At 65.9% G+C, this 17,585-nt stretch carries 13 protein-coding genes; 6 read left to right on the top strand and 7 right to left on the bottom strand.

What is annotated here, in order from left to right:
* Positions 1-20 precede the first annotated feature (20 nt).
* Together AC0L3K_RS13525 and pcsA are read right to left on the bottom strand one after the other, a co-directional pair.
* Positions 21-755, bottom strand: coding sequence for a TerC family protein (locus tag AC0L3K_RS13525; RefSeq protein ID WP_219684363.1), 735 nt, complete (start codon positions 753-755; stop codon positions 21-23).
* Positions 752-1,519 carry a phosphatidylcholine synthase gene (pcsA, locus tag AC0L3K_RS13520; protein WP_219684364.1) on the bottom strand — a complete coding sequence of 256 codons (768 nt, stop codon included), beginning with the start codon at positions 1,517-1,519 and terminating at the stop codon, positions 752-754. The genes AC0L3K_RS13525 and pcsA overlap by 4 nt, the downstream gene beginning before the upstream one ends.
* Positions 1,520-1,606: 87 nt before the next feature.
* Between pcsA and AC0L3K_RS13515 the strand changes: the two genes are divergently transcribed.
* Positions 1,607-2,791, top strand: coding sequence for a UbiH/UbiF family hydroxylase (locus AC0L3K_RS13515; RefSeq protein ID WP_219684365.1), 1,185 nt, complete (start codon positions 1,607-1,609; stop codon positions 2,789-2,791).
* Between the two features lie 7 nt (positions 2,792-2,798).
* Here AC0L3K_RS13515 and AC0L3K_RS13510 read toward each other — a convergent pair whose 3' ends face one another.
* Positions 2,799-3,752: an AEC family transporter gene (locus AC0L3K_RS13510; protein ID WP_219684366.1), complete on the bottom strand. Its 954-nt coding sequence runs from the start codon at positions 3,750-3,752 to the stop codon at positions 2,799-2,801.
* Positions 3,753-3,858: 106 nt separating this feature from the next.
* Here AC0L3K_RS13510 and hspQ point away from each other — a divergent pair, with 106 nt between their 5' ends.
* Positions 3,859-4,191 (top strand): heat shock protein HspQ, encoded by a 333-nt coding sequence (gene hspQ / locus AC0L3K_RS13505; RefSeq protein WP_007590865.1) that lies wholly within the window; start codon positions 3,859-3,861, stop codon positions 4,189-4,191.
* Positions 4,192-4,268: 77 nt separating this feature from the next.
* On the opposite strand, the gene AC0L3K_RS13500 is transcribed toward hspQ, so the two are convergent.
* Complete coding sequence (locus AC0L3K_RS13500) at positions 4,269-5,072, bottom strand: invasion associated locus B family protein (protein ID WP_219684367.1); 804 nt, start codon at positions 5,070-5,072, stop codon at positions 4,269-4,271.
* Positions 5,073-5,331: 259 nt separating this feature from the next.
* On the opposite strand from AC0L3K_RS13500, the gene AC0L3K_RS13495 reads away from it, so the two are divergent.
* The 3 genes from AC0L3K_RS13495 (at position 5,332) to AC0L3K_RS13485 (ending at position 10,019) form a co-directional block, all read left to right on the top strand.
* Positions 5,332-7,200, top strand: coding sequence for an extracellular solute-binding protein (locus AC0L3K_RS13495; protein ID WP_219684371.1), 1,869 nt, complete (start codon positions 5,332-5,334; stop codon positions 7,198-7,200).
* A gap of 4 nt (positions 7,201-7,204) precedes the next feature.
* Positions 7,205-8,707 carry a class I adenylate-forming enzyme family protein gene (locus AC0L3K_RS13490; protein ID WP_219684368.1) on the top strand — a complete coding sequence of 501 codons (1,503 nt, stop codon included), beginning with the start codon at positions 7,205-7,207 and terminating at the stop codon, positions 8,705-8,707.
* Positions 8,708-8,792: 85 nt separating this feature from the next.
* Complete coding sequence (locus AC0L3K_RS13485; RefSeq protein ID WP_007590861.1) at positions 8,793-10,019, top strand: hypothetical protein; 1,227 nt, start codon at positions 8,793-8,795, stop codon at positions 10,017-10,019.
* Positions 10,020-10,130: 111 nt separating this feature from the next.
* Here AC0L3K_RS13485 and mfd read toward each other — a convergent pair whose 3' ends face one another.
* Positions 10,131-13,649: a transcription-repair coupling factor gene (mfd, locus tag AC0L3K_RS13480; RefSeq protein WP_219685573.1), complete on the bottom strand. Its 3,519-nt coding sequence runs from the start codon at positions 13,647-13,649 to the stop codon at positions 10,131-10,133.
* A complete protein-coding gene (locus AC0L3K_RS13475) occupies positions 13,646-13,936 on the bottom strand; it encodes an FAD assembly factor SdhE (RefSeq protein WP_009859479.1) in 291 nt (96 codons plus the stop codon). The genes mfd and AC0L3K_RS13475 overlap by 4 nt, the downstream gene beginning before the upstream one ends.
* 183 nt (positions 13,937-14,119) lie before the next feature.
* On the opposite strand from AC0L3K_RS13475, the gene recG reads away from it, so the two are divergent.
* On the top strand, positions 14,120-16,228 hold the full coding sequence (gene recG, locus AC0L3K_RS13470; protein WP_354128245.1) for an ATP-dependent DNA helicase RecG: 2,109 nt from the start codon (positions 14,120-14,122) through the stop codon (positions 16,226-16,228).
* Here recG and panE read toward each other — a convergent pair.
* On the bottom strand, positions 16,225-17,154 hold the full coding sequence (gene panE / locus AC0L3K_RS13465) for a 2-dehydropantoate 2-reductase (protein WP_219685575.1): 930 nt from the start codon (positions 17,152-17,154) through the stop codon (positions 16,225-16,227). The two genes, recG and panE, sit on opposite strands and share 4 nt — an antisense overlap.
* Between the last annotated feature and the right edge of the window lie 431 nt (positions 17,155-17,585).

Here is a 17,585-nt window from a genome sequence, read left to right as displayed (position 1 = left end):
CTCGACGCCGGCTGGAATGCCTAGACCGACGGCTTGGCCGTTTTCCTGCGGTTGCGTTTCGCCAGCACGTTGAAGAACTCGACCGCCGCCGAGAACGCAATCGCGAAATAGATGTAGCCGCGCGGGATGTGGAATTGGAATCCGTCCGCAACCAGCGCGACGCCGATCAGCACCAGGAAGGCCAGCGCCAGCATTTTCGTGGTCGGGTGCTCCGCGACGAATCGCGACACCGGCCCCGACGAAATGTACATGATCAGGCAGGCTATCACGACGGCCGCGATCATGATCTCGAGGTCCTGCGCCATGCCGATCGCGGTGATGATCGAGTCCAGCGAGAACACCATGTCGATGATCACGATCTGGACGATGACCCAGAAGAAAGCGTTACGAGGGGACTTTTCGTCGCCCTCGCCGTCATCGGCTTCGACCTCGCCATGAATCTCGTGCGTCGCCTTCGCGATCAGGAACAGGCCGCCGCCGATCAGGATGAGGTCGCGCCAGGAGAAGCCGTAACCCGAAAACGAAAACACCGGCGCGGTCAGGCCGATCAGCCAGACCAGGAGGCTGAGCAGGATGATGCGGAAGATCAGCGCCAGCGCCAGCCCGATCTGGCGGGCGCGGTGCGCCTGCTTCTCGGGAATGCGCGAGACGATCACCGACAGGAAGATGACGTTGTCGATGCCGAGTACGATCTCGAGCGCGGTCAGGGTGAGGAGCGCGGCCCAGGCTTCGGGGCTGGTCAACAGGTGCATCATGCGAAGGATCTTGTCAGCCGTATCAATGCGTCGCTAAAGCTGATCCAGAGCGCGATCGCGCAGAGCGCGACAGTCACGCCGGTGCCGACGCGAAAGTCCATCTGCAGCGTGTAGAAGGAGAGCAGAGCCCAGATCGCGATCAGCGACATCGTCAGCCAACGCAGCCGCACGACGCGCACGGGATGCAGCACGTGGAACGGCACGAAGGTCAGCACCACCAGGGCCGCGACCAGCAGCGTCGAGAGCAGCGGCGACCAGTGCAGCAGGAACAGATAGAACGCCGCCGCATTCCACAGCGCCGGAAAACCGCGGAAATGATTGTCCTCCGCCTTCATGCGCAGATCGGCGAAATATAATGCGCTGGTGACGATGATGGCGACGCCGAGCAAGGGTGCTGCGACCGGCAGCAGCAAGCCGCTGGCCACGATCGCATAGGCCGGCACGAAGACGTAGGTGACGAAATCGACCACGAGATCGAGCACGTCGCCCGACCAGTTCGGCTGCACGTCCTTGACGTTGAGCCGCCGCGCGATCGGCCCATCGATCGCGTCGATGATGAGGGCGACGCCCAGCCATTGAAACATCGCCGCCCAGTGCTCGCGCACGGCCTCAAGCATCGCCAGCAGCGCGATCGCCGCACCGAACGCGGTGAAGATGTGCACCGAGAAGGCAGCGGCGCGGATCGCGGGCCTGGGCTTCAGGGAATCCTCTTGGCTTTCCATGGCTTCTGCTATCAGAATGACACCGGTTTGCACATAAGCCATTGCGTCGCCCGGTCGCACAATTCGTCATAAAATCAGGGAAATATCAGTGGGCTTGAATTTGCCGCGGGGCGTGTCAAATGTCGTTCCATGACAGATGCATCGACACTTTTTGACGCGGCCGTGATCGGCGGCGGACCGGCGGGACTTGGCGCAGCCATCGCATTGGCGCAGGCAGGCGCACGGACCGCACTGGTGGCGCGTCGCGTGCCCTATGCCGACAATCGCACCACGGCGCTACTCGGTGCCTCCGTCGATCTGCTGGAGAGCCTCGACGTCTGGCCGCGCTGCAAGGACAAGGCGGCCGCGCTTGAAATCATGCGGCTCGTCGACGACACCGGCCGGCTGTTTCGCAGCCCCGAGGTCCGGTTCTCCTGCCACGAAATCGGCCTCGATGCCTTCGGTTACAATATCGACAACCGCTCGCTGATGCTGGCGCTGGAGGCGCGCGCGGCCGAACTGCCCGATGTCGTCCGTTTCGACGACGAGGCCGAAACTGTCGTCATCGAAGCCGATGACGTCGCGATCCGCACCGCGGCTGCGCAATTTCTCTCGGCCCGCCTCGTGGTCGGCGCCGACGGCCGGCATTCGCTGTGCCGCCAAGCCTCCGGCATCGCGGTGACGCGGCGCGAGCTGACCCAGACGGCGCTGACCTTCAATGTCGGCCACGCGCGGCCCCATCGCAACGTCTCGACCGAGTTCCACACCCCGCATGGCCCTTGCGTGTTCGTGCCTCTGCCCGGCGATCGCTCCAGCATCGTCTGGGTCTCGGCGCCTGCGGACGCAGAGCGACTTCGCGGCCTGAGCGACGAGGAATTGTCCACCGCGATCGAGAAGCAGTCGCATTCGATCCTCGGACGCATGACGGTCGAGCCGGGCCGCCATCTGTTCCCGCTGGCGATCGAACGTCCAAAATCCTTTGGTCGCGACCGCATCGCGCTGGTCGGCGAAGCCGCCCATGTGGTTCCCCCGATCGGCGCCCAGGGCCTCAATCTCGGCCTTCGCGATGCCGCCGACATTGCGAGGCTCGCAGGCGAGGCCATCGCATCGGGCCAGGATCCCGGCGCGCCCGACGTGCTCAAGCGTTACGACCGGGCCCGGCGCCCGGACATCCTGAGCCGGACCTTTGCGATCGACATCGCCAACCGCTCGCTGCTCAACGATTTCCTGCCGCTCCAGCCTGTCCGCGCGGTCGGCATGCACCTGCTTGGCGCGATCGGCCCGCTGCGCCGCTTCGCCATGCGCGAGGGGCTGACGCCGACTTGGCGGAAGTAACCGCCGCTCAAGGAAACGCCAGCCGCCCGGTCTGGATCGCCCACATCACGCTGGTCAGCGTGACAACGGACGCAAAGGTCCCAAGGAGCACTGCGACGGAGGCGGATTCGATCCAGGCGTCGTTCTGCCGGGCGATGACGAACACGTTCAACGCCGGCGGCAGCGAGGCCATCAGCACGGCGGTCGCGGCCCAGGGCTGCGCGAACGGGCCGAACGCCAGCATCAGGCCGAAAGCTGCGAGCGGGTGGATCAGGAGCTTGATCGCGATCACGCCCGGCACTTCCCACGGGACCCGATCGAACGGACGGAGCGCCACGGTCACGCCGAGCACGAACAGCGCGGTCGGGGCGGCTGCGTTCTGGAGGAAGGTGATGGTGCGATCGAGCGCGACCGGCATCTCGATATGCAGCGATGCGAAGGCCGCGCCAAAACAGGCTGACATGATCAACGGGTTGAGCACGATCTGCTTCAGCACGACGCCGAAGGCATGCACGATCGAGGGATGATCGCGGTCGGAGAGCTCAATCAGCAGCGGCACGATCGTGAACAGAAAGATGCTGTCGCAGCAGAAGATCAGCGCAGTCGGCGCCGAGGCCTTCGGCCCGAGCACGGCGAGCGCCAGGCCCGGTCCCATGTAGCCGATATTGCCATAGCCGCCGGAGAGCCCGGCGAGCGTCGCCTCGCGCAGCGTCAGCCCGCCGAGAACCTTGCCGACGACCAGCGCGAGTGTGAACGAAGCAACGGTCGACAGCGTGGTCGCGACCAGGAATGGCGGGTTGTTCAATTCCGAGAACGGCGTCTTCGACATGATCGCAAACAGCAGTGCCGGCAGCGACACATAGAGCAGGAAGAAGTTCATCCAGGCGAGGCCCGATTCCGGAAGCGATTTGACCTTGCCACAGGCGAATCCAACGAAGATTAAGCCGAAATAAGGTAGAGCCAGATTGAGGATATCGACCATTGATGAAGTGTTTTCTGAAGATTGGGGGGTTATCTGCCCCGCAACCGCGGGTTAATTCCAGATCAGGGCACTAGCATCGGCCACAATCCTGGTCTATCGACGGGGAATGATTAAAGCGCGGACCGCCAAATTCCAGATCGGACAGGTCGTGCGCCACCGGATCTTCTCGTTCCGGGGCGTGATCTTCGACATCGATCCGGAATTCAACAACACCGAGGAGTGGTGGCTGTCGATCCCCGAGGAGGTGCGGCCCCACAAGGACCAGCCGTTCTATCACCTGCTCGCGGAGAACTCGGAGTCGGAATACGTCGCCTATGTCTCCGAACAGAATCTCGTGCCGGACGATTCCGGCGAGCCGGTCCGGCATTCCCAGGTCGCCGAGATCTTCGTCAAGGACAAGACCGGCGGTTACCGCCCGCGGAATCCATCGCTGAACTGAGTTTCGCCGCCACCAACTGGCCAGCAAAAAAGGCGCTCGAACCGAGCGCCTTTTTCATGTGCGGGATTGATCGCTGATTACTTCTGTCCGGCCGGAGCGGCGCCAGGCGCTTGCTGCTGCTTCTTCTGCAGCTCTTCAGCCTTCTTCTGGAGCTCTTCCTGCAGCTTCCTCTGGGTTTCCTCGAACACCTTCGGATCGGTCGGCGGACCGTCATAGGCCTTCTGGAATTCGCCGGCGAGCGGCAGCGGCAGCGTCAGCGGCGCGCCGTTGGCATTGATCGCCTGAACAACGAGGTTCTGGCCCTTCTTCATGTTGTTGATGAACTCGGGCGTGGCTTCGTAGTCGGACATGCAGCCGTTCTGGAAGCAGATCACATACGGGCTCTGCAACGGCGGATTGTTATCCACGATGATGCGGGTGCCGTGCACCAGCTGCATGCCGAGCGGCAGCGTCACGCGCAGGATCTTCTTCGGCTCGCCTTCGGGCTCGATGATGACGGCCGCGATGACCGGCTGGCCCGACTCGATACGGCCATCCTTGCCGGTGAAGCAGACCTGCTTGGCGTTGGCGTCCTGGCCCTTGAGGCAGAACTTGGTCCAGGGGGCATAGATCAGCTGGATCTGCTGATCGGCCGGCTGGGCCGCGCCCTGCTGCGCCGGAGCGCCTTGGGCGGGTGCCGGTTGGGCGGGTGCCTGAGCGGCCGGCGCCGGCGCTTTTGGGGCAGCCTTCGGAGCGGCCTTCGGAGCCGCCTTGGGCGCGGGCGCGCCCGGAGCTGGCGCCTGAGCCTCGGCGGCAAACGGCACGGCCAACGCCGTCGCCGTCAACAAGGCGAGAAGTCGCCCGCGCGGCCGGACGGACGCGGCCAAGTAACGGAAATTCATTGCGGAAAACCCTTTCTAAACGGGAAGTGCCCGAACCGCTTCGACGCACCGAACCTGGCCGCCTTGGGCGCGGCTCTCTCCCCGTCAAATGAGGCGGATAAGTGACGGCTCGGCGCTCGTGCGCGATTGCGTGCCTTCTTAACGTGGCCGACGAAAAGATCAATGCCGACAAGCGTCTTTGGCCGCGCGCCGGCGTGCGCCCCCGGGAAAATCCCTGTGATAGGATTCAGGCCCGCGGTCCTCGAATCAACGTGTGCAGATGTTCATGTTCCAGCGCCTTCTCGAGGGCCGCCCTGAAGGTCTTTGCGTCCGCCTCTGCACCCTGGCTTTCGGCTTGGGGGTCTCATTCGCCTTGGGGCTCCCGGCAAGCGGCGCGGGGGCAGAGGAGGCCCACGCCATCGCGATGCACGGCAAGCCGGCGATGCCTGCCGATTTCACCCACATGCCTTACGTCAATCCTGATGCCCCCAAAGGCGGCCGGCTGACCTGGGGCGTTCTTGGCACCTTCGACAGCCTCAATCCCTTCATCGTCAAGGGACTGGCCGTGCAGCAGATGCGGAACTACGTGATCGAGAGCCTGCTCGCGCGCGGCAATGACGAGCCGTTCACGCTCTACGGCCTGCTCGCCAGATCGGTCGAGACCGATGACGAGCGGAGCTTTGTCACGTTCCACATCGATCCCCGCGCCCGCTTCTCCGACGGCAAGCCGGTCCGCGCCGAGGACGTGCTGTTCTCCTGGCAGCTGCTGCGCGACCACGGCCGCCCCAACCACCGGCAATATTACGGCAAGGTCGCAAGCGCCGAGGCGCCGGATCCCCTCACCGTCCGCTTCGACCTTGCGGGGGCCAATGACCGCGAACTGCCGCTGATCCTCGGCTTGATGCCGATCCTGCCGAAACACGCGGTCGACGTCGCGGCTTTCGAGGAGACGACGCTGACGGGTCCGGTCGGCTCCGGCCCCTATCGCGTCACCGCGGTGAGGCCCGGTGCCAGCGTGACGCTCACCCGCAATCCCGACTATTGGGGCCGTGACCTCCCCATCAATCGCGGGCTCTACAATTTCGACGAGATCAGGCTCGACTATTTTCGCGAGGCCAACGGCCAGTTCGAAGCTTTCAAGCGCGGCCTCTATGATTTCCGCATCGAGCACGAGCCGCTGCGCTGGCATGACGGCTACGACTTTCCCGCGGCGAAGAATGGCGACGTGATCCGCGACACCTTCAAGCCGGGCGTGCCGCAACCTTCCGAATTTCTGGTGTTCAACACGCGGCGTCCCATCTTCGCCGACATCCGCGTCCGCCAAGCCTTGACGCTGCTGTTCGATTTCGAGCTGGTCAACCGCAACTACTTCTTCAACCTCTACTCGCGCGTCGCCGGCTATTTTGCCGGCTCGGACCTGTCAGCGTATGGCCATCCCTCCGATACGCGCGAGCGCGAGCTGCTCAAGCCGTTCGCCGCGCAGATTCCGCCTGACATCATGGACGGCAGCTACCGCCTGCCGGTGACCGACGGTTCGGGCCGCGACCGGACCACGCTACGCGCGGCCCTGAAGCTGTTGTCGGAAGCCGGCTACGATCTCGACGGCACTGTGCTGCACAACCGCGCGACCAAGGCGCCCTTCACCTTCGAGATCCTGGTCACGACCCGCGACCAGGAACGCGTCGCGCTTGCGTTCCAGCGCGACCTCAGGCGCGCCGGCATCGAGCCGAGCGTGCGATCGGTCGATCCCGTGCAGTTCGACCAGCGCCGGCTCGCCTACGAGTTCGACATGATCCAGAACCGCTGGGACCAGTCGCTGTCGCCCGGCAACGAGCAATATTTCTACTGGGGGAGCGCTGCCGCCGACAATCCGGGCACCCGCAACTACATGGGGGCCCGGGATCCCGCGGTCGATGCGATGATCGCCGCACTGCTGGAAGCCCGTGAACATACGGATTTCGTATCCGCGGTACGGGCGCTCGATCGCGCTTTGATCTCCGGTTTCTATACAATCCCCCTGTTTAACGTATCCGAGCAATGGATCGCGCGCTGGAATCGGATAGAACGGCCAGAGGCCACCTCGCTGTCCGGCTATTTGCCGGAGACCTGGTGGTCGAAGGGGCAGCCGCAAGCTGATCAAGCAAAGTGACGCCGTGAACCAGCCAGCCGTATCGCCGACGCTCGACACGTTGTTTCAGCGCACGCTGATGCGGCAGCCGCACGCGACTGCCCTGCTCGACCCGCTGAACAAGTTCCGCGTGACCGGGCACCAGCCGCGGCGGATGAGCTATGCCGAGGCTGACACGGCCATCGAGGCGCTGTCCGCCTATTTCGTCGAATCGGGCCTGCCGGCCAATTCCGTCATCGCCATCCAGCTGCCGAATACGGTCGAGTTCGTGCTCACCGTTCTCGCCGCCCATCGCGCCGGCCTCGTCGTTGCCGTGCTGCCGCTGCTCTGGCGCCATGCCGAACTGACCGCCGCTCTCAACCGCACCGCGGCGCGCGCCATCGTCACCATGAGTACGGTCGACGGCGTCAGCTATGCCGATCTCGCCATGCATGCGGCCGCGGAAGCCTTCTCGATTCGCCATGTCTGCGGCTTCGGCACCAACCTGCCCGAAGGCATGGCCTCGCTCGACGACGTGCAGGCCCGTCCGCCCGGCACCTCGCGCGCCGTGATTCAGGATGGCCGCAAGGCGGCGATGATCTCCTTCGACGTTACCGCGGAAGGCTTTCGTCCGGTGCCGCGACCGCATTTCAGCCTGATCGCCGGTGGGCTCGCGATGTCGCTGGAAGCCGACGTCAGGCAGGGCGCGACCGTGATGGCGGCGTTCACGCCGATGTCGTTCGCAGGGCTCGCCTCCTCGCTCGCGGTGTGGCTGCTGTGCGGCGGTACGCTGGCGCTGCATCATCCGTTCGAGAACGACGTGCTGGAGCAGCAGATCAACGCGCACGAATGCGACGTGCTGATCGCACCGGCGCAATTTGCCCAGCGGCTCGGCGATTCCGATCTGGCGGCGCGGATGCCGACCTTGCGCAACGTCATCGGCCTGTGGCGCGCGCCCGAGCAGGTGGCGGCGAGCGAGGCATGGATCGCGCCGCACGCGCCGTTCACGGACGTCTATCTGTTCGGCGAGGCCGGATTGTTCGGCGCCCGGCGTGGCGAGGACGGCATGCCGGTACCGGTGATGCCGGGACCGCACGGCGCGCCACGCGAGCAGTCGGGTTCATCGATCGCCGGCGAGATTCTGCTGACGCCGAAGGGCACGCTCGGCCTGCGCGGCCCGATGGTGCCGATCGCGGCCTACGCCCCGCCACAGCCGGCCGGCGACACCCTGATCGCGCAGCCGCCACGCGACTATGTCGATACCGGCTATGCCGCGCGGCTCGACCGCCCCAGCGGCGCGATCTGCATCACCGCGCCGCCCTCAGGGATCATGGCCGTCGGCGGCTACCGCTTCCTCTCCAACGACCTCCAGGAATGGGCCCGCCGGCTCGGCCAGGGCGCCCTGCTGACCGCGCTGCCCGACCGACTCTCCGGTCACCGGCTCGCGGGCCGAGCCCAGGACAATGCCCGCGCCCGCGAGGCGCTCAGTGAACTCGGGCTTAACCCCCTGATGGTCGAAGCTTTTCGCGACCGTTCCGGACCGGGTTGAGGGTCATTTCGACCGTTCCATTGACGCTGCATTAAGGCGGCCGGACTAGATTGCGCGGCACCTGTCGCGTGATCAGAGTCTCTCGATGTCCCAGGCCGGCCCGATCCTGTTTGTGTCCAATGGCGAGCGGCCGGCCTTCATCGCGGCGCTGGACGAGGCGCGATTCTTCCCCGTGATCGACACCGGCTGGGCCGGCGCGACGCGCGCGGTCGAAGAGGTGCAGCCGGCCGTTGTTCTCGCCGCGATGGATGCCGGGCACGAGCCGCATCTGGCGCTGCTCGCCAGGAAGATCGCCGAGCAATCGCCTTACCTTCCCTTCGTGGCGTTGGATGCGGCGGGCGCGCTCCCGCACAACGCCCTGCCCTTCTCCTCCTCGCGCGCCGGCCATTCCGAACGCCTGATCGCACGGCTTCGCGCCGCGCTACGGATTCGCACGCTTCATGCCACGGTGCTGCGCCGGCTGCCCGAGGTGAAAGTCGCGCTGCCGGACGCTGATCCCGTTCGCGATGCTACGGTGCTTCTGATCGGTCGCGGCGCGGCTTACCCCGCGCTTTCCGTTGCGCTAGGCGAGCGTATTGGCGTCGTCGGCGCGCTCTCGATCGAGGCCGCGGCCAAGCATCTCAACACCCGCGACCTCGACGGCGTCGTGCTCGCCGAAGGTTTTACCGCCCGCGTGACCGATGCCTTCCTCACGGTGCTCGCCGAGGACACTCGCTTCCGCAGCCTGCCCGTGGTCGTCACCGCGCATCAATTGACGCAGGCTTATGACTTGCCCAATCTCGAGCTGATCCCGGGCGAGCCGGCGAAGGTCGCCGCCAACGCGCTGCCCCTGATCCGCCAGCACGCGATGGAAGCCCAGCTGAGCCGCACGCTGCGCTCGATGGATGCCGGCGGCTGGCTCGACCCGCGCAGCGGTCTGCTCACGGTGGAGGCCTTTGCCCGCGATTTTGCCAAGGCGGTCGAGCAGACGCTGGCCCGCGGCGGCGGCCTCTCGGTCGCACGCTTCGCCTTCGATCCCGGCAATTCCCGCGCCCAGCTCGATGCCGCGCGCATTCTCAGCCGCCTGATGCGACAGATGGATTTTGGCGTGGCGCAGAAGGACGGGTCGGTCATCGTCGTGTTCGCCGAAACCGACTTCCGCACCGCCCACATGATCGCCCGCCGCCTCTCTGCCGTGATGCGGCACACGTCGAACGGCAAGCACGAAATGCGCAGCGATCCCGTGGTCTCGGTGGATTCGCTGTCGCCGTCGGATACGGCAAGGTCGCTACTTGGGCGGCTGTCGGCCGACGCGTCGCGGGCGGCGTCGTAATTACCTCGCGAGCTGCCGTAGGGTGGGCAAAGGCGCACTTGCGCCGTGCCCTTTCCAAAGTTGACGATGGTGGTGGGCACGCTTCGCTTTGCCCACCCTACGGCACCTCGCTCACGCCGCCTTCTTGCTCTGCGCGAGCTGCGCCAGCTGGCGCATGATCTCGGTGGTGCCGGCCAGACGCTCTTCCGGCGTCTCCCAGTCTTGCAGGAACACCACCTTCATGTCGGGCCGCACCTTCGCGGCCTGGCCGTGGCTGCGGATGAAGCTCACCAGCCGATCGGGATGGGCGAAGGAATTGTCTCGGAAGGCGATGACGGCGCCCTTCGGACCGGCATCGATCTTGCCGACATTAGCCTGGCGGCAGAACGCCTTGATCGCGGCGACCTTGAACAAATAGCGCACCTCGTCCGGCAGCACGCCGAAACGATCGCGCATCTCGGCACCGAAATTCTCGATCTCCTCCTCGCTGTCGAGGTCGGCGAGCCGCCGGTAGAGTGACAGCCGCACCGAGAGATCGCCGACATAGTCCTCCGGAATCAGCACGGGCATGCCGATTGTGATCGTCGGCGACCAGCGATCGGCGGCGGGCTCGGACACGCCGGCCTTGAGGTTGACGATCGCCTCCTCCAGCATCGACTGGTAGAGCTCGAAACCGACCTCCTTGATGTGGCCGGACTGCTGCTCGCCCAGGATGTTGCCGGCGCCGCGGATGTCGAGGTCGTGCGAGGCGAGCTGGAAGCCCGCGCCCAGCGTCTCCAGCGATTGCAGCACGGTGAGCCTGCGCTCGGCCTGCGCCGTGATCTTCTGCTGCGCCGGCAGCGTGAACAGCGCATAGGCCCGCAGCTTGGAACGGCCGACGCGACCACGGAGCTGGTAGAGCTGGGCGAGGCCGAACATGTCGGCGCGATGCACGATCAGCGTGTTGGCATTGGGAATGTCGAGACCGGATTCCACGATCGTGGTCGACAGCAGGATGTCGAACTTGCCGTCGTAGAACGCGGTCATGATGTCCTCGATCACCGCGGGCGGCATCTGCCCGTGCGCGACCGCGACCTTCATCTCCGGCACGTTCTTGTCGAGGAAGTCCTTGACCTCGGCGAGGTCGTCGATGCGCGGCACCACGTAGAACGCCTGGCCGCCGCGATAGCGCTCGCGCAGCAGCGCCTCGCGGATCATCAGGGGATCGTGCGGAGCGACGAAGGTGCGGACCGCGAGACGGTCGACCGGCGGCGAGGCGATGATCGAGAGCTCGCGCACGCCGGTGAGCGCCAATTGAAGCGTGCGCGGAATCGGCGTCGCCGACAGCGTCAGCACGTGCACCTCGGCGCGGAGCTGCTTCAGCCGCTCCTTGTGGGTGACGCCGAAATGCTGCTCCTCGTCGACGATCAGCAGGCCGAGGTCGCGGAACTTGATCGACTTGCTGAGCAGCGCGTGGGTGCCGACGACGATATCGACCGAACCGTCGGTGAGGCCTTTCTTGACCAGATTGAGCTGCTTGGCCGGCACCAGGCGCGAGGCCTGTGCGACCTGCACCGGGAAACCCTTGAAGCGGTCGGTGAACGTCTTGTGGTGCTGACGGGCGAGCAGCGTGGTCGGCACCACGACTGCGACCTGCTTGCCTTCGAGCGCGACCGCGAAGGCGGCACGCAGCGCCACCTCGGTCTTGCCGAAGCCGACGTCGCCGCAAATCAGCCGGTCCATGGGACGGCCGAGCTCGAGGTCCTTCAGCGTGGACTCGATCGCGCCGAGCTGATCCTCGGTCTCGTCATACGGGAAGCGCGCGCAGAACTCGTCATAGAGGCCCGGCTGCACCGGCAGCTTCGGCGCCTCGTGGAGGTGGCGCTCGGCAGCGATCTTGATCAGCTCGCCCGCGATCTCGCGGATGCGGTTCTTGAGCTTGGCCTTGCGCGTCTGCCAGCCGGAGCCGCCGAGACGATCGAGTTCGACCGAGGTCTGGTCGGAGCCGTAGCGCGACAGCAGCTCGATGTTCTCGACCGGCAGGAACAGCTTGGTCTCGGCGGCATAATGCAGCTCGAGGCAGTCATGTGGCGCGCCGGCGACGTCGAGCGTCTGCAGGCCGATGAAGCGGCCGATACCGTGGTCGACGTGGACGACGATGTCGCCGGCGGCGAGGCTCGTCACCTCCGAGATGAAATTGTCGAGCTTGCGGCTCGCCTTGCGCGGCCGCACCAGGCGATCGCCAAGAATGTCCTGCTCGCTGATGACAGCGATCTCGTCGGTCTCGAAACCGCTTTCGAGGCCGAGCACGGCAAGCATGGTCTCGTTGCGCGGGGTCGCCTGCACCGTGCGCCAGCTGTTGACGCTGGTCACAGGGGTGAGCTTGTGATCACGCAGCATCGAGGTCATGCGGTCGCGCGAGCCCTCCGTCCAGAGCGCGATGACCACCTTCTTGCGGCTTGTCAGCAGCCCATGCACATGTGCGACGACGGCTTCGAAGACGTTGACCTTGTTATCATTGCGCTCCGGCGCGAAGTCGCGGCCCTTGCGTGCCCCGGCATCGACCACACTGGTACCATCGGCAGGCACCGAAAACTGTGTCAGCCGCACCAGCGGCATCCCGCTCTCGCGCTTGCCCCACTCCTCCTCGGTCAGATAGAGCCGGTCAGGCGGCAGCGGCTTGTAGATGGCGCCGCCGCCCGGATGCTCCATCGCATCGCGGCGGGCCTGGTAATAGTCGAGGATCTGCTTGAAGCGCTCGCGGATGGCGTCCTCGGCCTGCGGCTCGATCGCGATCGCCGCACCCTGCAGGTAGTCGAACAGCGTGTCCATCCGGTCCTGGAACAGCGGCAGCCAGTGCTCCATGCCGGGATGACGGCGGCCCTCGCTGACGGCTTCGTAGAGCGCATCGTCGCGCTCGGGCGCGCCGAACTCGGCGACATACCCCATGCGAAAGCGGCGGATGGTGTCGGTGACGAGCTGGAATTCGGAGATCGGCACGAGATCGAGCGCGCGCATGTCGAGCAGCGTGCGCTGGGTCTCGGCATCGAAGGTGCGGATCGATTCCAGGCTGTCGCCGAAGAAGTCGAAGCGGACGGGCTGGTCCAGTCCGGCCGGAAACAGGTCCAGAATGCCGCCGCGCACGGCGTATTCGCCGGGCTCGCGCACCGTCGAGGAGCGATTGTAGCCGTTGTGCTCGAGCCAGGCGATGATGGTGTCCATCGGCACGACGTTGCCCGGCGCGACCGACAGCGCCTGCGCCGCGACGAGCTCGCGCGCCGGCACGCGCTGCACGGCGGCGTTCACCGTGGTCAGCACGATCAGCGGCTTGTCGCTACCGGTCAGGGACGCCAGCCGTGCCAGCGTCGTCAGGCGCTGCGCGAGGACGCCGCCATGCGGCGAGACGCGGTCATAGGGTTGGCAGTCCCAGGCCGGGAAGGTCAGCACGGGCAAATCGGGCGCGAAGAATTGCAAGGCACGTTCGAGCTGCTGCATCCGCGGCCCGTCGCGGCAGATCACCGCGAGGCTGACGGCCGGCTTCTTCGGCCGCGCCGCGATTGCGCGCGCCAGATCGGAGACGACGAGGCCCTCGGCACCCTCGGCGACATTGGCAAGCGTCAGCGCGCGGCCGGGCGTGAGCAGCTCGGCCGGCGATTTCATCCCCTGCTTCATACGTCGCGGTCCGCGATCGGAAACGCCTTGATGCGCGCAAACAGCGGGCCGATGACTTCGGCGGGAAGCACCTTGTCGCCGGTGATGGCGGCGTAGAGGTCGGGATCGGCCTCTTCGAGCAGGGTCTCGAGCTGCGTCAGCTCGTCGTCGGACAGATTGCCGATCTCGGCATCCGCGAAGCGGCCGAGGATCAGGTCCATCTCGCGCGTGCCGCGGTGCCAGCAGCGGAACAGAAGCCGCTTGCGGCGGTCGTCCAGCCCGTCGCTCGATCGTGTCGTTCCCGTCATGTCTCAATTCCAGTCAAACGCCAAAAGCCCGGACGTGCCGGGCCGGGGTGATATAGCCACTCGGGCGGGCCCTGTCAGCCCTCGATTTGTCATGGCCGCTGCCGCCGCAGGGACACGAAAAAACACGTGGATGCCGGGCATAAAGCCGGGCATGACGAGCGAAAACGATCCTAGGTTCGCCTGATGCGCCCCAGCCTGCTCAATCCGCTGTTTGCCCCCGTGACCAGCCTACCCGGCGTCGGTCCGAAGCAGGACAAGCTGCTGCAATATCTGCTCAGCCGCAATGAGACGCCGCGGCTGGTCGATCTGTTGCTGCATTTGCCGAGCCAGGTCATCGACCGCCGCGCGCGGCCGAAGATCCGCGACGCCGCGCAGGGAACCATGGTGACGCTGGAGGTCACCGTCGATCGCCACCGCCCGCCACCGCCGCGCAATGCGCGCGCGCCCTACCTCGTCTACGCCAGCGACGATACCGGCGACGTCGTGCTGACGTTCTTCCGCGCAAAGCCCGGCTATGTCGAGAAGCTGCTGCCGATCGGCGAGAAGCGCTTCGTCTCCGGCACGCTCCAGATGTACGACGGCATCCCGCAGATCGTGCATCCCGACCGGGTGCTGGACGAGGAGGCGATTTCCAAACTCTCCGGCATCGATCCCGTCTATCCCTTGACCGAAGGCCTTGCACTCGGCTCGCTGCGCCGCGCGGTCGCGCAGGCGCTGCTGAAGCTGCCGGCACTGCCGGAATGGATCAGCCCGGAGGTGCTGCGCCGCTGCGGCTTCCCGCCGATCGCCGAGGCGCTCACCCGCGTGCACCAGCCGGTTGAGCTCACCGACATTCTGCCCGACCAGCCGTTCTGGTCCCGTCTCGCGTTCGACGAACTCCTGGCCGGGCAACTCGCCCTTGCCCTGATTCGCGCCCAATTGCGCCGCCCGGCCGGCGTGCGCAACGCCGGCGACGGGCACCTCCGCAACAAGATCATCGACGCCCTGCCCTATGCGCTGACGTCCTCCCAGCGCGACGCGGCAGCCGCCATCGCGAGCGATCTGCAACAGCCGGTGCGCATGTTGCGTCTGCTCCAGGGCGACGTCGGCTCCGGCAAGACCGTGGTCGCGCTGCTCGCCGCCGCTGCCGTCACCGAGGTCGGCAAGCAGGCCGCCCTGATGGCGCCGACCGAAATCCTGGCGCGCCAGCACATCAAGACCATCGCGCCGCTCGCCGAGCGTGCGGGCATGCGGGTCGCGATCCTCACCGGCCGCGAAAAAGGCAAGGAGCGGCGGGAACTCTTGGCACAGCTCGAAGCCGGCGAGATCGACCTGCTCGTCGGCACCCATGCGTTGATCCAGGACGACGTGATCTTTCGCGATCTCGCCCTCGCGGTCGTCGACGAGCAGCATCGTTTTGGCGTGCGCGAGCGGCTGGCGCTGACCTCAAAGGGCGAGGCCGTCGACGTGCTGGTGCTGAGCGCCACGCCGATCCCGCGCACGCTGGTGCTGACCTATTTCGGCGACATGGACATCAGCGAGCTCAGGGAGAAGCCGGCCGGCCGCCAGCCGATCGAAACCCGCACCATCTCGATGAGCCGCCTCGGCGAGGTCACCGACAGCATCGGCCGCGCGCTCGAATCCGGCAAGCTGGTCTACTGGATCTGCCCGCTGGTCGAGGAATCCGAGGCCGAGGGCACCGAGCACCTAACCAATGCCACCAAGCGCTTCGAAAGCCTCCAGAAGCGTTTCGGCGACCGCGTCGGCCTTGTCCACGGCCAGATGAAGGGCACCGAGAAGGACCGCGTCATGGGCCAGTTCGCCGCCCACGAGATCGGGCTGCTGGTCGCGACCACCGTGGTCGAGGTCGGTGTCGACGTGCCGGCGGCGACCATCATGGTGATCGAGAACGCCGAACGCTTTGGCCTCGCCCAGCTTCATCAATTGCGCGGCCGCATCGGGCGCGGCTCGGAGGCCTCGACCTGTCTGCTGCTCTACTCCGAGCCGCTCGGCGAAATGTCGAAGGCGCGACTGAAGGTGATCCGCGAGACCACCGACGGTTTTCGCATCGCCGAGGAAGATCTGAAGCTGCGCGGCGAAGGCGATGTGCTCGGCGTGCGCCAGAGCGGCCTGCCCGGCTACCGCATCGCCCGCTCGGAGGTGCACGGCCAGCTCATCACGCAGGCCCGCGACGAGGCGCTGCGCATCCTGAAGGACGATCCGAAACTCAAGGGCGAGCGCGGCGAGGCGCTGCGATGCCTGCTGTATCTGTATGAGCGGGATGAAGCGATCCCGCTGATCGGAGCGGGTTAGCTGGCCGCTCGTTGCCGCCCAATCTCATAGGCCGCCACATGCGCCCGGGAGAGATCCAGCAGCGGCGTGTCGATGCCGAGTGCACGGGCCCGGTTGGCCATATCGCCGAGGATATGCTCCGCCTCGGTGATCGAGCCGCGCTCGATATCACGCAGCATCGAGGCCTTGAGCGGGGAATCTGGGGTCGTAAACAGTTTTCGGTCAAACTCGATGAAAGGCGCTCGCGGCTCAAAACCTGAGGCCGTCGCGACGGCGCAGCATTCGGCAAACAGCCGGAAGATGGATTGCTCGCCGTTCGGCACGGCCAGAATGTCTCCGATGCTCGCGCGCATCAGGCAGGTGATGCCGGCGAGCGTGCTGAGCTGGACGAATTTCTCCCACATGTCCTGCATGATCGCTTCGCTGGCGCGCACGTCGATACCGGGCACGTGCAGCAGCGTCTCCAGGGCAAGCACACGCTCGCTCAGCGAACCCTCGATCTCCCCGAAGACAATCGTCTGATTGGCCATGAACTGAACGACACGGCCATCCGCATCGAGCCCGGCACTGACATTCGCGAGCCCGCCGAGGACGCATCTCGCACCGAACCGCGCAGTCAGGGCGTCGACATGTTTCAAGCCGTTGAGGATCGGCAAAATCATCGTGTTGGCGCCGACCGCCGGGGCAAACTGGACCATCGCATCGTCGAGCGAGTAGGATTTCACCCCGACGAGCACGACGTCGAACGTTTCCTTGAGATCGTTGGCCAGGATGACCTTCGGCTGCACGGCGAAGTCGCCATGCGGGCTCACGACCTGCAATCCATTCCGCCGCAATTGCTCCGCCCGCCCGGCCCGCACCAGAAAGGTCACGTCGCCGCCGGCTCGGACCAGGCGAGCTCCGTAATAGCCTCCGAGCGCTCCCGCGCCGATCACAAGTACTCTCATTCGAACTCCCAATGCGGAGTGACCGCTTCCGCACAAAGAATAACAGATGGGCCACGCGCCGTCTCCTTCCCGTCATGTATGGACGGCCCCCTCTCGGCAAGGGCTTTTGATGCTTCGGCAAACGGATCGGGGAGCGGTCATGTATACGGCCTCGAGAAGCGGCCATTGACCGCGGGCCCTGATGGAGATCGCAGATCGAATTCCAATCATTGCGGCGCGCTGTAACGCGCGATGACGATGCGGAGTGTTTCGATCTCGGTTTCCTGACCATTTGCCATCACACTTTAGGTGCCCTTCCGATAGGCATGGAGCGGGGGGGGGCGGCGGGGGGGGGCGCCCACCCCCCCACCCCCCCGCCGCCCGCCCGGCCGAGCACCTCGCAACGGCTACACACCGCGCCCCGAACGGGCGGGCGCGGGGTTGGGGGCGCG

Source organism: Bradyrhizobium sp. MI1.10 (genome assembly GCF_055811035.1).
This window is presented reverse-complemented; position numbering and strand designations above follow the sequence as displayed.